This window comes from Ruegeria sp. CDSC068, assembly GCF_059610545.1.
The window spans coordinates 228795-243947 of sequence record NZ_JBXWNV010000003.1 but is presented as its reverse complement, the minus strand read 5'-3'; the positions used below and the strand labels follow the sequence as shown (position 1 = coordinate 243947).

At 54.0% G+C, this 15153-nt stretch carries 12 protein-coding genes and 1 pseudogene; 4 read left to right on the top strand and 9 right to left on the bottom strand.

The annotated features are described in order from the left end of the window. Positions 1-14: 14 nt before the first annotated feature. The 5 genes from AC2FID_RS08530 to AC2FID_RS08510 form a co-directional block, all read right to left on the bottom strand. The gene (locus AC2FID_RS08530; RefSeq protein ID WP_496836355.1) at positions 15-281 is read right to left on the bottom strand and encodes a type I restriction-modification system subunit M N-terminal domain-containing protein; all 267 of its coding nucleotides are present in this window, start codon (positions 279-281) and stop codon (positions 15-17) included. Between the two features lie 77 nt (positions 282-358). Further along, on the bottom strand, positions 359-1234 hold the full coding sequence (locus AC2FID_RS08525; RefSeq protein WP_496836354.1) for a recombinase family protein: 876 nt from the start codon (positions 1232-1234) through the stop codon (positions 359-361). Between the two features lie 333 nt (positions 1235-1567). After that, on the bottom strand, positions 1568-2464 hold the full coding sequence (locus tag AC2FID_RS08520) for an EamA family transporter (protein WP_496836352.1): 897 nt from the start codon (positions 2462-2464) through the stop codon (positions 1568-1570). Positions 2465-2522: 58 nt separating this feature from the next. Continuing rightward, entirely contained in the window at positions 2523-3146 is a 624-nt protein-coding gene (wrbA, locus tag AC2FID_RS08515) for an NAD(P)H:quinone oxidoreductase (protein ID WP_496836351.1), read from the bottom strand. Between the two features lie 106 nt (positions 3147-3252). Beyond that, positions 3253-4194 (bottom strand): LysR family transcriptional regulator, encoded by a 942-nt coding sequence (locus tag AC2FID_RS08510; RefSeq protein ID WP_496836350.1) that lies wholly within the window; start codon positions 4192-4194, stop codon positions 3253-3255. 1176 nt (positions 4195-5370) lie between these two features. Between AC2FID_RS08510 and AC2FID_RS08505 the strand changes: the two genes are divergently transcribed. Further along, the gene (locus AC2FID_RS08505) at positions 5371-10470 is read left to right on the top strand and encodes a RecQ family ATP-dependent DNA helicase (protein ID WP_496836349.1); all 5100 of its coding nucleotides are present in this window, start codon (positions 5371-5373) and stop codon (positions 10468-10470) included. Between the two features lie 239 nt (positions 10471-10709). Here the strand turns inward: AC2FID_RS08505 and AC2FID_RS08500 are convergent, their stop codons facing one another. After that, positions 10710-11111, bottom strand: a complete 402-nt coding sequence (locus AC2FID_RS08500; protein WP_496836348.1) for an XRE family transcriptional regulator — start codon at positions 11109-11111, stop codon at positions 10710-10712. Positions 11112-11121: 10 nt separating this feature from the next. Continuing rightward, on the bottom strand, positions 11122-11589 hold the full coding sequence (locus AC2FID_RS08495; protein ID WP_496836346.1) for a hypothetical protein: 468 nt from the start codon (positions 11587-11589) through the stop codon (positions 11122-11124). Between AC2FID_RS08495 and AC2FID_RS08490 the strand changes: the two are divergent. Both AC2FID_RS08490 and AC2FID_RS08485 read left to right on the top strand, forming a co-directional pair. Further along, positions 11500-11781: pseudogene (locus tag AC2FID_RS08490) on the top strand (IS1595-like element ISTme1 family transposase); the annotation flags it as partial. The gene AC2FID_RS08495 and the pseudogene AC2FID_RS08490 sit on opposite strands and share 90 nt — an antisense overlap. Positions 11782-11895: 114 nt before the next feature. Continuing rightward, a complete protein-coding gene (locus tag AC2FID_RS08485) occupies positions 11896-12216 on the top strand; it encodes a hypothetical protein (RefSeq protein WP_496836344.1) in 321 nt (106 codons plus the stop codon). A 64-nt stretch (positions 12217-12280) separates the two neighbouring features. Here the strand turns inward: AC2FID_RS08485 and AC2FID_RS08480 are convergent, their stop codons facing one another. Together AC2FID_RS08480 and AC2FID_RS08475 are read right to left on the bottom strand one after the other, a co-directional pair. Beyond that, positions 12281-13213, bottom strand: a complete 933-nt coding sequence (locus tag AC2FID_RS08480; RefSeq protein WP_496836343.1) for a BRCT domain-containing protein — start codon at positions 13211-13213, stop codon at positions 12281-12283. A 156-nt stretch (positions 13214-13369) separates the two neighbouring features. Further along, a complete protein-coding gene (locus AC2FID_RS08475) occupies positions 13370-13825 on the bottom strand; it encodes an Lrp/AsnC family transcriptional regulator (protein ID WP_496836478.1) in 456 nt (151 codons plus the stop codon). Positions 13826-13940: 115 nt separating this feature from the next. On the opposite strand from AC2FID_RS08475, the gene AC2FID_RS08470 reads away from it, so the two are divergent. Continuing rightward, positions 13941-15140, top strand: coding sequence for a methionine gamma-lyase (locus AC2FID_RS08470; RefSeq protein WP_496836341.1), 1200 nt, complete (start codon positions 13941-13943; stop codon positions 15138-15140). Positions 15141-15153: the final 13 nt, after the last annotated feature.

Sequence of the window (15153 nt, the reverse complement as noted above, 5' to 3'; positions counted from 1 at the left end):
GATGTTACTCTTTCCTAATCTGTCCCATTGGCGCTGAAGTCAGACACGCCGCTGGCCGCGTAGAGAATCTGCGACCGGGCGATCTCGTCCATATCGTCCGGGAACGTCTCAGCGAGTGAGAGCACATCATCGTTGGTCGGCGCCAGGATGCAATCGAGACGGCGCAACGCCACTAAGGGCAACACGAACTTACCATACTCGGATTGATTGAAATCACCGCGGAGAAGTTCTGCAATCGACCAGACAAAACTGCCCGAACTCCCAATATCGTTGTTAGTCATGCCTGCCCTAAATTCATTTCAACTATAGGATGTTATAATGAGGCGCGGAGCACAAGCACGATTACAACCATTACGCGTCAGAACTTTCCGAATTCCGGATGATCCTTGTAGGCGTCCGCGACAGTCGTGTCTTCGTAGAGCGCTGCTTCGCGGACAGCATCGACACCCATATCGTCGGCCGGTATCTCTTGTGGCTCATCCCAAGACCAATTCGGCGCGATGATGACCGGCTCGTCTTCAATCTCTTCGCGCAGCAACAGCTCTTGTTCTGCGCGCTTGAGGGGTTTCCGAATGCTGCTTTCCGTCCAAGGACGTCGTTCGTCACGCTTCTCACTGATGAGATTGTGCAGTCCAGAACGGTTCACCAATTCCAACTTCTCCCGGAGGGTCATCTTCTCCCATCCAGCCGTGCGTTCGATAAAGTCAGCGAGCTCCTGCACCTTACGGTCAGCTCGCGCAGCATTGGAGATCGATCCTTTGCGCTGTGCGACAGGGAGGTTGGTCCGGTTCCCCATCTTGACGCCGCGCTTCTTGGCGTTTGCCATTCCATAACGTGCACGCCCAGCTATTTCGTCACGATCACGCTGAGCCTTTAGAAGAAGACGTTCCAGACAATTACGCCCAACCCTGCGACGCTCAGTTATTGAGATCACCTGAACGTTGCTCTCGAAGAGGTCCTCAAGCACGGCCGGATGTCGCGCGAGACGATCGACACTGGGCACCAAGATCGCTGCCTCTTTCTCCGCAGCAATTTGAATAGCTCTTCGAAGGCCAGGACGATACAGATGACCCTGTGCACCAGCAGCTGAGCAATCGTCTTCTTCGATCGTCAGCAGGTTCAGGTTCTTCTCTTCACTATAACCACGAACCACATAACCTTGCTCATCCAGACTGCCACCTTCTTGTGCCTGTCTAGGAGTAGATACGCGTATGTAACCAACAACGTCCTGCAAGGTAACTTCTTCTTGTGTTTGTGTTTTAGATCAGACGTAAGTGCCTTATTTTATTGTATTATACATATGTTCATTACTAAAGCAAAGGAAATAGCAATGAGTAATATTTCTTCATAACTGCAACCTCCTTCTTCGACTTCTGGTTACCGCATGGCCCAATAGGAGGTTTGGAACACCCGGATGCTGCGGCGCCAGAACCCATCCCCTTAATCATGCGTAAGGAAACCTAGGACTTCGATATTGTAGGGATCCGTCGAACGAGCTTGAGCGAGGCGCTGAGCCATTCCTCGCCCACTTGCGTGATTGGGTCCGTTGTTTGCAGCTCTGCACCCATCAGGTAGATCCAGCCGTTACCGCTCTCCATTTTTTCAAACTCGAATTGTCCCTGCGACTCACGCTTTGGCCGACCACAACAGAGCCAATTACTATGACTGCTCCTATGGACTGGGTGAAGCTAAGCGTTTGTTCCAAGTATACCCAGCCGAGCACGACAGCTGTAACAGGACTCATCATGCCGAGCATCGAAACTGCACTGGGGTCCAGGCGCGCTATGCCACGAAACCAAAGAGCATAGGTAGCTGCAGCACCAATCAACCCAAGCCAAATAAGGCCGGCGACGTTTGTCGCGCTAAGCGCAGGTAGAGGCGGCTCAAGGAACAGTGCGATTGGCAGCAGTATCAAACCACCGGCTGTTAATTGCCACGCTGTGAAACTCAGCGCCGAGACCGGAGGTTGCCATTTCCGGCTGAGAACAGTGCCAGCTGCCATTGACGCAGCTCCTCCCAAACCCGCTGCTATACCGATCCAATCAAGTTGTGCTTCTGGCCCGATCAGCAGCAGAGACACACCCATTACGCCAGTTGTGGCGGCACCGAGCGCACCAAGTCTGATTGGGGTTCCCAGCCATCCCCACGCCATCAGAATCACGATCATCGCTTGCAACGATCCCAGGGTGGCGGCCACACCACCAGGTAACCTATACGCAGCAACGAAGAGGAGCACCCAAAACAGGGAGAAGTTGAGGCTGCCTAAGACGAAAGTTCGACCGAGCCATTCGCGTGGTGGAACGCAGCGCGTCAGAGCAAGCAACAACAAGCCAGCAGGCAGAGCCCGTAACGCAGCCAGGGTAATCGGATAGCCAGCCGGGAGCGCTTCGGTAGTTACCAGATAAGTGCTTCCCCATACCGCTGGGGCGAGTGAGGTGAGAAGAATATCGGTTGAGCGCGACATTGTATGTCTCCCGGCTGAGGCGTTTGAGAAGTTGAGTGAGACGTCAGAGCAGCGCAGGTTAAGCTGCTTCCTCTTGCAGATTTGATCCAGCGAGGCACGCTACAATCCTTGCAACATGAGCGCCCTGGAACCGCGCTCCGGCAAGGTCAGTTTCGGTAGGCATGCGGGAACCATCAGCACCGGCGATCGTTCCGGCACCATATGGTGCGCCGCCAATGATTTCTTCTGATGTAGTCTGGCCAGAAAATGTGTAGGGCATTCCGGCAATCAGCATCCCAAAGTGTTGAAGCGGGACTTGCGTTGTCAGAAGGGTCGCCTCGTGCCCACCGTGTTGCGAGCCCGTAGATGCAAAAACCGCCCCGACTTTACCAACCAGTGCATTCCTGGCCCAAAGCCCACCAGCCTGGTCAAGGAAGGACTTCATTTGGCCAGCCATCATGCCAAATCGGGTCGGTGTTCCAATGATGATTGCATCATAGTTTTCCAGATCAGCCGGCAAGGCGATAGGCGTATCATCCACGACATAGCCAGCCTGCTGGCGGACTTCCTCAGGGACAGTTTCGGGCACACGCCGAACGTCAACTTTGGTGCCGGGAACACTTCTGGCGCCTTCAGCTTCGGCATCGGCCAATGTGCGGACGTGGCCATAGCTTGAATAATAGAGAACGAGAATACGTGACATAGGATACCTCTCAGGGCTGTGACTTGTTCCCTGAGAGAATGGAATTTGTGGCGCCGCCAATTAAGTCACGCTCTTTGACATCACTCTTTACCTGTATTGAATAATGTCAGGACCTGAGAGCCAGACGCAGATGATCAAGAAAGGCTGTAACCTTTGCGTCCATTCCCAAGCGAGATGCTGTAACGGCGAATACTTCTGGCGCGGGCAATTCGTGGTCAGGAAGAACTCTCACCAAGGCCCCGCTGGCTTCAGGAGCATCAGAAACGAACTCGGGCAGAGTTCCAATACCCTGCCCCGCTATCAGCAGATCCCGCAAAACGAGGCTGTTGCCAACCCTCACACGCGGATCAAGTTCCAATGATGTGACGCCGTCGGCGGCCGAGAGCTTCCAACTCGTCAAATGATCAGCAAGCAAAAAGCCGATGATTGCGTGGGTTTTCAGATCCGCCGGCTGGGTCGGCGTCCCACATCGCTCCAAATAGTCGGGAGACGCAAATATTCTTTGCCGCATCACGCCGATCCGTCGGGCAACAAGTGCGGAATCCGGCATGGCAGCGCGGATACGTATCGATAGATCAAACCCGCCCTCGACCATATCGATCACCTTGTCGTCCATCGAAAGAGTAAATCGCAGATCTGGATAAGTTTCCAAGAACTCTGGAAGCATCGGTGCGATAACGGTTTGGCCGAAGGAACTTGACGCATTCACCCGAAGGTGCCCACGCATCGCTTTGGAACCTTCCCTGATGGTCTGTTCCGTTTTTTCGACCGCGTCGAGAATTCCAATTGCATCTTCGTAATAAAGACTGCCGGTGTCAGTCAGTGACATGGATCGGGTCGTTCTGGTGAGGAGGACGGTTCCCAGACTTTCTTCCAGAAGCTTGATTTCTCTGCTGAGAAGCGCAGGAGAAACACCAAGGTCTTCCGCCGCACGGGCAAAACTACCGCGTTCAACGATACGGCGAAAAGCTTGCATGACTGATAGTTTGTCCAACTCCTGGCCCCCGAGCAGTTTTTGACCCGCCCAGTAGGGCGTAACGAACTGCAAGTTATACGACTGCGTCACTGGTGCGAAGGGGCGACACGCCTGTGTTGCTGGTGTTGATCTCCGGGCGGTTGCCAGAAAACAATCATCACTCTATTTTCGATGAGGTTAGGAGTTAGGGGCAATGGCAAAATCTAAGAATCCGCATAAACCAAAAAACGTTCCAAGCCGGTCGAACAATGAAAAGTCGGATCGCCCCGTCGAGAGCAGGCCTATACCGGTTAGCGACGCTGTTAGTGAGCCAACTCGACAGGAAAGACTTATGGCGATTGCAAAAGATGTGGAACGACGCCTCAAGGGTTCAATGAAGCTACTCTCTTGAAGTCGCAATACGAATTTCCAAAGGAATAACAGCACATACAATCAAAGTGCAGCCTTCAATACGCTTCACAGCAAGTTACTGGCTTCCCAATTAGCACTTAGAAGCAACGGAGCATACAAAGGGTCTGGTAAACACAAGCGCAAATTGGGCTCCGCCCATGGATACTCCCTCCTACGTTTCCCCTGCGATCGATCTATCACTTTACCTATGCGTGTTCTCTCTAGGGGCTTTCTCTCACACCTCTTCTCTCTAGGCACATACGCTCTCTTAGGTTTGTTCTCTCTAGGTGCATCTATTTCCTGTCTATGAGCAATCGTCGGTATTTCGTCTCCGGAGTAGCTCGAAATACTGCCTGGCCTGATCGAGTGTGTTTGCTCTCTATGAGGTTCTCTCTCAGGCTTACTGTGCGCTGGCCTGAGTTGCATCCGTGTTCTTCTGTGTGTCACGTGTTAGCTGGCCTGTGTTTCGTCGCTATGCGCGCTTTTCTGGCCTGTCTTCGGATATGTGTTGTCTGAGAACCTTTGTTTAATGAGTTTGTCTGGTTCAAAGGTTTACATTTTGGTTTGAAAAATTGGTTTTCGGGTGAAATCTGTCAACTTAATGTAAACTTAATGTAAACTTAGTGTAAACCTTTGGCCTGATTTTGGGGTGTTTTTGAGGTCGAAAGGTTTACATCCGCCGATCCCGCGAGGGGTGGATGTAAACCTTTGTCAACCTTATGCAACCATTGAGGAGTGCGAGGAATCCACATTGCGAAGAGCAATTTGAAACGCACCTTCTCTTTTGTCTGTAATCCGGTAGCTATCAAGAAGACACTAAAAGAGAAAATTTGGCGAGCAATGATAACGAACGGTCAGGTGGACATTTCGCGCTTTCTTGAGCGCTGTGTATCGATTGACCTGGAAGTGGATCCTAAATCCGCTCGGATATTCGCATTGGCTGCCACAACGAACGATGACTCCCGACCAGCCCTCGTCGAAAAAAGCAGCTCCGCCTCAGCACTGTCGCAACTCGACACATATTGTAAAGGTTTCGACAGTGTCATCGGCCACAACATCTTGCACCACGACCTGCCCCACCTGGTCGCTGCTGCGCCCCGCTTTGCCGCCTTGGCAGAGGCACCAGTCGACACACTCTGGCTCAATCCTTTGGCCTTCCCGCGCAACCCCTATCACCATTTAGTCAAACACTATCAAGACGGACGGTTGCAAACGGGTCATGTCAACGATCCCGAAAAGGATGCACGTCTGGTCTTCGAGGTTCTGCAAAACCAGATCGAGGCGTTCGCCAAGCTAAACACCACGACCCCAGATGCGCTGACAGCCTATCATTTCCTTGCCACACGCCCCCCACGCAGCGGAGGGTTTGACGCTCTTTTTACTGCTGTGCGAGGCACTAGCAGACCCAATAAACAAGAAGCTTTTGACGCCGTTCGCCACCTTTTGGCTGGACAAGTCTGCTTGCATCGGCTCGAACAGACTCTTAGCCGGATGGAAAACCCGAACCTTGCCTGGCCTTTGGCCTATGCCTTGTCGTGGATTTCTGTTGCTGGCGGCGACAGCGTCATGCCTCCCTGGGTTCGCATGCAATTCCGCGAAGCTTCTCTGATTGTGCGTCACTTGCGAGAGGCTGCTTGTAACGATGACTCTTGCCAATGGTGTGTCGAACACAACGATCCTAAAAGGGCGCTAGATCGCTGGTTCGGCTTTCCGTCCTTCAGACCCGAACCCGTGGACGAATTCGGTCAACCCTTGCAGGAACGCATTGTAGCTGAGGCGATGGCAGGCAAAAGCGTTCTGGGCATCCTTCCAACCGGAACTGGCAAGTCAGTCTGCTATCAGATTCCAGCCCTTTCACGGTTCGACAAGACCGGTGCGCTAACCGTCGTTATCTCACCGCTAGTCGCACTCATGGCCGATCAGGTGCAGGGCCTGGCGAGAGCCGGTATATCTTCCGCCGTCACGATCAACGGCCTTCTGTCGCTGCCTGAACGGCACGACGCTCTGGACAAAGTGCGCATGGGTGATGCTGCGATCTTGATGATTTCACCCGAACAGCTTCGCAACAAGTCAGTTCGCAGCGCTCTGGCACAACGCGAAATTGGCCTTTGGGTGCTAGACGAAGCACATTGCATCTCAAAATGGGGCCATGATTTCAGGCCCGACTACCGCTACGTCAGCCGGTTCATCAAAGAAAACTCCGGCGACGCCCCCGCTCCGATACTTTGCCTTACCGCCACTGCCAAACCCGAGGTAGTGCGCGATATAAGAGAGCATTTCAAAACACGACTGGATCAGGATCTGATCCTGCTGGACGGTGGTGCGTCGCGCACGAACCTTTCTTTTTCGGTGCGTGAAACCCAGCGCACGACGAAACTCGCAGATATTCTGAACGCGATCGAGCAGGGCTTGCCCGCCTCTGGCGTCTCCGGAGCCGTGGTCTATTGCGCGACCCGAGGTGCGACAGAACGCGTGGCCGAATTCCTGAAACAACAGGGTGTCAGCGCCGAACGTTTCCACGCTGGCCTACCTCCCGAAGAAAAGCACGAGATCCAAGAACAATTCCGGACCGGCGAATTGCGCGTGATTGCTGCAACCAACGCTTTTGGCATGGGCATCGACAAACCTGACATCCGCCTAGTAGTCCACGGCGACGTGCCAGGCTCGTTGGAGAACTACTTACAAGAGGCAGGACGCGCGGGACGCGACCGCGACCCCGCTAGCTGCGTGTTATTGTTCAACACCGAGGATGTTGAACGCCAATTCAGCCTTTCGGCCCGTTCCCGCCTTGCGCGGCATGAAATAGGTGCCATCCTTAAAGCGCTACGTCGATTGGATGTGCGCACTCGAGACGAAGGTAAGATCGTCGCCACTCCGGGCGAGATCGTGAGAGAAGAAAAAGACTTTGAATTCCAGCGTGACAACAACACTGAAGACACGCGCGTAAAGACCGCCGTTGCTTGGCTGGAGGAAGCGAGTCTGTTGCGGCGTGAAGAAAACAGCGTGCAGGTCTTCCCCGCCTCCCTACTCGTGCGCGATGTGGATACCGCCGCCACCTTGTTGGATAAGGCAGACATCACGGGCGCTCGGCGCAAGCAACTGCTGGCGATAGTGCGCCATATCGTAAACACACCAGTGGGAGAAGGTGTTTCCACCGACGAATTAGCAGGAACTAGCGGGCTCTCCTCCGCTGAGTTGCGCAAGGCGCTGACCGATCTGGAGGCGATTGGTATTGCCAGCGACGACACCAATATAACCATTTTTGTGCACTATGGCGTGACCGACGCATCGCAAGCTCGGCTGGATCGGGCAGCGCGACTAGAAGAAGACCTAATCGCCGTGATGCGCGAAATGGCCCCAGATGCCGATCAGGCTGAACCGATTCCGTTCAACCTTTCCATTGCCTGTCAGGAGTTGCAACAGCGCGGCCATGGCGAGGTGCGTCCGTATCTGGTGGAGACCCTTCTGCGCGGTATGGCACAGGATGGACGTGATACGGAGGGAGGGCGTGGCAACCTTTCTCTGCGTAAATCCGTGCGCGGTAGCATCCTTGTGCGACTTCAACAGTCTTGGCGCTTTGTCGCTCAAACCGCCGAGTTGCGCCATCAGGGCGCACAACGCCTACTGGCGCATCTTCTGACCCTCGTGCCGAAAGGCACACACGGCAAGGACATTCAGGTCGAGACCACTCTGGGAGCGATGCTGTCCACGATTACCGGCGACACGCTTTTGCGCACCAGTATCAAAGACCCAAACCGCTTAATGGACCGATCACTTTTGTGGATGCATGAACAGCAGGTGGTTACGCTGGGACGCGGACTGTCCATCTTTCGCCCTGCCATAACGGTGCATCTTGGCTCCAAAGGAGGTGGTTTCACCGTCCAGCATTTCGCACCACTCGAGGAACACTATGACGAACAAACCATCCAAACCCATGTGATGGCAGCCTACGCGGAAAAAGGACTGGAAAACATTGAGACAGCGCAGCGCTTGTCCGACGACTATTTCGTGCTGGAGCAAGACGCCTTCATGCGCCGATGGATGCCGGGGCGCGGGACCGAATTCCGGCGTCAGGCCACTGGCGCCACCTATAAGGCAATTGTCGAAAACCTGGGCAATCCGGTGCAGCAAAAAATTGTGCGTGACAACCGGGAACAAACCAACGTCCTTGTGCTGGCAGGACCAGGCTCGGGCAAAACACGTGTCCTGGTTCATCGCATCGCTTATCTGCTGCGCATCAAACGCGAGGATCCCCGCGGTATCCTCGTGCTGGCCTACAACCGTCACGCAGCCGCTGAAATACGTGAACGCCTTCGCCGGTTAGTTGGAGATGACTCAACCTTAGTAACCGTCTCAACGGTGCATTCACTGGCTATGCGCCTGGTCGGAGCTAGTTTCGCGGGCATTCAAACAGCCGACATCCCCGATTTCAAAGGTCTATTGCAAAAGGCTGCGGCACTGCTTCGGGGTGACGGTCTAAGCAAGCAAGAGGCCGAAGCGCTACGTGAAACACTGATACAGGGGTATCGCTGGATTTTAGTGGATGAATATCAGGATATCGGTCCAGATGAATACGCGCTGATCGCTGCTGTGGCAGGAAGAACTCTGGACGATCCCGATCTGCGACTCAGTCTCTTTGCCGTGGGTGATGACGACCAGAATATTTATGCCTTCTCCGGTGCATCGATCCGCTACATCCGCCAGTTTGAACAGGACTACGCCGCAAAACCGGTTTTCTTAACCGAGAACTACCGCTCTACCGGTCATATCGTCGCCACCGCCAACGCCGTGATCGCAGGGGCCGCCGCGCGTATGAAACTTGGCCATGATATTGCCGTAGATCAGGCCCGGACGAAGGCTGACGCCGGTGGATCTCTGGCCAAATTGGATCCAGTAGCTCAGGGCCGTGTGCAGATCCTTGAGTGCCCCGCTGGTAATGAAGAGCAGGCTATGGCCGCACTAGACGAGTTGATCCGCCTCTCTCGTCTCGACCCCGATTGGACATGGTCACGCGCCGCGATTATCTCGCGCGATTGGCGAAAGCTGATACCAGTGCGCGATTTCGCCGAAAACCTCGGAATACCGGTTGAAATGGCTAACGAGAACATGCCTAGCCTATGGCGGATGCGCGAGATGCAGACGTTTGTCAAAGCCCTACGCGAGACACCCTCAAAGCTTTACTCGATCAAACAGTTGACCGAAGTGCTGAACACACTCTCGCATTCGCGCTGGACCGATCGTATTGGCGAAGGATTAGGCCTACTGGCACGCGAGGTTGGGTCGCGCAGCCTGCCCGTCCCAGACATTGTCGAATGGTTCGCGGAATGGTCCCGTGATAGCTGGGATGAACAAAGAGGGCTAAAACTGCTGACGGCCCACCGCGCAAAAGGTCTGGAATTTGACGATGTGGTTATTCTCGATGGCGGGTGGGAGCGGCCCTCGCGGTCCGAAGATCAGGACGCACCCCGTAGACTGTTCTATGTCGCTATGACGCGTGCCCGCCGCAGCCTTGTAGTAATGAGCAACGACAACCATGAATACCTGCCAACAGGTGCACCTTCAGTTCTGACCCGTAGCGTGACGCCTGACATGAACGCGTTGCCTGGTCCCCGTCGCTTTTTTCAAGCGGCTGAGGCGCGGATGGTTGATCTTTCCTATGCTGGACGCCTGAATCCAGGCCACTCCTCTCTGAGTGCTGTTAATGAGGCACGCGTCGGTGATGCAGTGTTATTGGTAAAGGACGGCGACCGCTGGTTGCTACACAATGAAAAAGGGCAAGTGCTGAGCCGGATGTCCAAATCCTTCGCACCACCGCCAAATACCAGGTTTGATCGGGGTGAAGTCGCCGCTATCCTTACATGGCGGAAGGAAGACTCAGGTGAAGCCTTCCAGCACACTCTCCGCCGCGATGCATGGGAGGTGGTTTTGCCAGAGCTCGTTTTCGTGTCCGTCAACTAGGACATCACTTACAATTTTTTTGTTTCCAGAGGGATCCGACGAAGCCCAGCACTTCAACCATCCCCACCACAGTAATGCTACGCATTTTCATCGAGCCGCCTGAGGCCTGCATAGACGCCGAAGTAACTGCACTTGGCGCAAAGTAATGCCGGGATCACTTTCATTGCTAACATCGCGCAGGAAGCGCAGCCAGGCGCGTTCATTAGGAGTCAAATCGTCATTCTTTTCACACATGGTTTTTATTTCCGGAAGATTGCGTTGATCGCAGCCAGGGACCTGCTCGTCAGCCTTGGATCGGTATTATTGGAAGCCTCACGGATCGCTTGCAGCCAGCCAACTTCATTTGCCGTGACGGGCTCCCCGAATACCTCCACGACTGCTTCAGCGGCCGTCCGACCAATTGCTTGCTCCAGAGCGAGCTGCATCACGAAAGCAGGGTCCGCCTCAAGCGCAACCGCCAGCGCCGGGACGCGATCGAGCGCCACTTTGGAGCTACCCTGTTTGATCATCGTGATCATGTTCTGGTTCACATAGCCGGCCAGGGCGGCAATCTCAGCCTGGCTCTTGGTCGGTTTCAATTCGAGCACCCTGCGCTCGACGTATTTTGCCAACCTTGTTTTTTCGTGTGGTTTCTTGATCATCGCAATCTTCTCAAAAGTGACGCAGCACATGCTGCATGTCTTCTCTATAGCGATGCTGACAATGGGAATTTGAGGCGGGAATAAATAAGTCAGCTAAATTGTTTTGTCGTGTCCGCAAATCGTGTTGGGAAAATTTCCGAGTGGCCTTCGGATCTTCACAATTGGCCAATATAGCTCCTAAAAAACGGCGGAGCGGATCGTGCAGGCACACGACTTTCGGCAATTCCTCGACCAGGTTCATGACTTGAACCCGGCGCAGGTCGAGGACGCCAGAACAAAGATTAGGGATGTTCGGAGAAAAACCGAAGCCCTGGCTGAGATTGAATAACGAACAGAACAAGAACACAAGTGTCCGCATTGCGGCGATGACCGACGCCAGAAATGGGGCCGAACTCGAACCAAGGTTCAACGCTACCGCTGTCCGGGTTGCAAGAAGACCTTCTGCGGCGGGAAAACTTCCAGGATCAGGCACATTCATCGGCCAGATCTGTTTCTCGAAGTTATCCGGGATATGCTGGGAACGCGGACACCTTCTTCAATTAGGCAGTTGGCCAATCGTCTCAGCTTGGACAAGCACACAATCTGGTGCTGGCGCCTGATCATCATGCAGGGTCTAAGTGATTCATCCGACGATCATTTTTCCGGCATCGTCGAAGTGGATGAAACCTAAAAGAAGGAGTCCCGGAAGGGTTCCCGTGAATGGGTAAGATACAAGCGAGACCCAGACAACAACCCGAAACCTCCGCGTCTGCGCTGGTATGAATACAACAAGCTGGGCGTGAAGATGCAGAGGGGCCTCAGCCAATGGCAATTGCCGATCCTGACGGTTGTTGATCGCAGTGGGGCCCAGAGGATCGCGGACCGGGCCAATTTGACAATCCAGAAGGTTCTGGATCCCGTAATTCCATCCGATGCCGTTCTGTGCAGCGATGCTCTGCGCGCGTATGGAAATGTCACCGGGGTGAAAGAGTTGGAACATTTCGTGGTCGGTGGCGCCAAGGCAACCGCTTCACACCACATCCAGAACATCAATTCCCTTCATTCGAAATACGAGGACTTCATCCGGCAGTTCAAAGGGACGGCGTCAAAGTATCTGTCGGGATAAATGGATTGGTTCATCGCCCGAACAACGGGAACCAATCACACAGCTGCGTTTGCCAGCCTCTGAGTCAAGTCTTGGCGGCCTTGATCGCCTTTTCCAGGGCAACCTCGGATACAAAGCGAAGTTTCTGTCCTTCCTCAATCAATTCTCGGGCACGCTCGATTTTTGTGCCGAAGTGAGTGGTGCGCCAGTGTCGTGATGCTGTTGCGGAGATCACGACATAGTCAGTTTTCTTCGTAGTTCGGGGCGCACAGGTTCCGCCGGCGCTTTCGATCTCGGAAATGATGAAAGACCTGGGTCCCATTCGCATTGGGCCAGTCAGGACGAATACTGATCCCTCAAGTGCGATTTCGCTCGGATCTGTAATCGGCTCATCCAGCTTTGCAACTGTCCCAATGTTCGGGATACCAGTGTCGATAAAGCCATCTCCCACCAGTTGGGCAATCCACTCCTGGATTTCCTCAGCCTCATCGTCCGTCAGGATGTCATCGTCCATCGCCGTTTCAACCGCTGCTTTCAGGGTTGAGAATGGACCTGCGTTCATCAGGATGGGTGAAGATTTGAAGCGCCGGAGAATGGCGCGGACTTCGGCTTCAAAAACCTTGCCGTCGCAGATGATTCCAGCGCAAAACCCAAGAAATTCGTTAATTTCGTCGGTTTCAACGGAAGTTGAACCTGAGCCGAGCTCCGCCCGTTTGTCCTCGATCACCTGCTTCAGCTGCCCCATCAAGTCTTCTGCAGACGTGAAGCACTTCGCCCGAATGTCTTCCGCCAGATCGGAGGCATCCGGGTCGTTGAAAAACTCAGCAAACTTTCCTGCTTCTGCCAGGAGGGCGTCTTCTTCACCCTCCTCGATACGGTGCGAAGACAGGGCACCGTCGAGAAAGCCAATCCAATAAACGACCCGTTTCCGGGTATTGGCAGATTTGTTGAAGGCGTTGTAGCGTTCTTCGAGTTCGCGTTCGTGAATGTTGAGTATTGCTTTGTCAGAAATTTTCATTTTTACACCGGTTTTTCTATGCTTCGAATATAGGAGCGCGAAGCAAGCAAAGGCAAAGATGATTTCAGGTTGAGTGCAGGAGACTCATCCCAACACGACTTCCGGACACGACAAATGTTTAGCCAGTTGGGAACAACTCATTCTGAACCGATCATTCTATCCGGGCGGAAAAACAGCTGTCTTTTTTACTGTTCCATAGACAAAGCTAGTATCGATTGAGGCTATCCCACCGATCGGATGAATTCGGTGACGAATAAATTCCTCGTAGGCCTCGAGATCCGAAACCAAAACCCGCAACTGGTAGTCCATTGCACCGGTAAGAACATGGCATTCAAGAACTTCATCGATCATCCGAACGCGTTTCTCGAAGTTCAGAACGTCCGTTTCGTTGTGTCGCTCCAACCTAATGCGCACGAAGACGGTAATAGCCATCCCATACGCGGCAGCGTCAACTTCGGCGCTGTATCCCTTTATCACTCCGTTGGCTTCTAGGTTTTTGACCCGGCGCAAACACGGTGATGGCGACAAGTTCACCTCGTCGGCAAGATCCTGATTCGTCATGCGCCCGTCCCGCTGCAGCGCTCGAATGATCTGCCTGTCCTTAGCGTCCATTTCACCCTCTTGCTTAGCAGAATATGCCAACATGGCTACATATGTTGGCATATTTCGCAACCAATAGCCCAAAGTAAAGGCGCAAACTAGCTTCAGCATGATTCAGGAGCTTCTAATGACTCGTCCAACCGGATTTGCCACCCGCGCCATTCACCACGCTTATAAGCCTCTGGAAAATGAAGGAGCGCTGACACCGCCGCTGCATTTGACGTCCACGTTTACCTTTGAAACCGCAGAGGCTGGTGGAGAGATGTTCGCCGGCGAGCGTGATGGTCATATCTACAGCCGGATTTCAAACCCTACATGCGACCTTCTTGAACAACGCATTGCCGTGCTTGAGGGGGCCGAGGCCGGTCTAGCTCTCTCAAGCGGCATGGGGGCGATCACGGCAGTGCTCTGGACCCTGCTGTCGCCAGGTGACGAAGTTATTGTGGACAAAACACTCTATGGCTGCACCTTCGCCTTCATGCGTCACGGTTTGGCGAAATGGGGGGTTACGATCACGCATGTGGACATGACAGACCCTGAGAACCTGAAAGCGGCCGTTTCTGACAAAACCCGCGTTGTCTATTTCGAAACTCCGGCCAATCCGAACATGCGCTTGGTGGACATCGCCGCAAGCGCCGCAATTGCGCATTCGGTCGGTGCAACGGTCGTCGTCGATAACACTTATGCCAGCCCGTATCTGACCCGCCCGATCGAGCACGGCGCAGATATCGTTCTACACTCCGCTACCAAATATCTCGGGGGACATGGCGATGTAGTCGCTGGTCTGGTTGTAGGAACCGCCGAACAAATTGCTGAGATCCGACTTGTCGGGATGAAGGACATGACCGGCGCGGTAATGGCCCCTTTCAACGCGATGCTGATCCTGCGTGGCCTGAAAACACTAAACCTGCGTCTGGATCGTCACTGCGCGTCTGCCAAGGTCGTCGCGGCCTTCCTCGAAACACATCCTGCCGTGGGCGAGGTTTATTTCCCAGGTCTTGAGAGTTTCGCCCAGCATGATGTCGCGCAACGCCAGATGTCTCAACCTGGCGCGATGATAGCGTTTGAGGTCAAGTCCGGCCTGTCTGGTGGGATTGAATTCATGAACCGTCTGAATATGATCCAGCGTGCGGTGTCGTTGGGCGACACAGAAACACTGATCCAACACCCAGCCTCCATGACTCATTCGACGTATACCCCAGAAGAGCGGGCCGAGCATGGGATAAGCGATGGCCTGATCCGTCTGTCTGTCGGGCTAGAGGATGTCGAAGATATCCTTGCAGACCTAGAGCAGGCTTTTCCCTACTCTGCTCGCAGCGCCGCCTGAACCCGGAGACCAC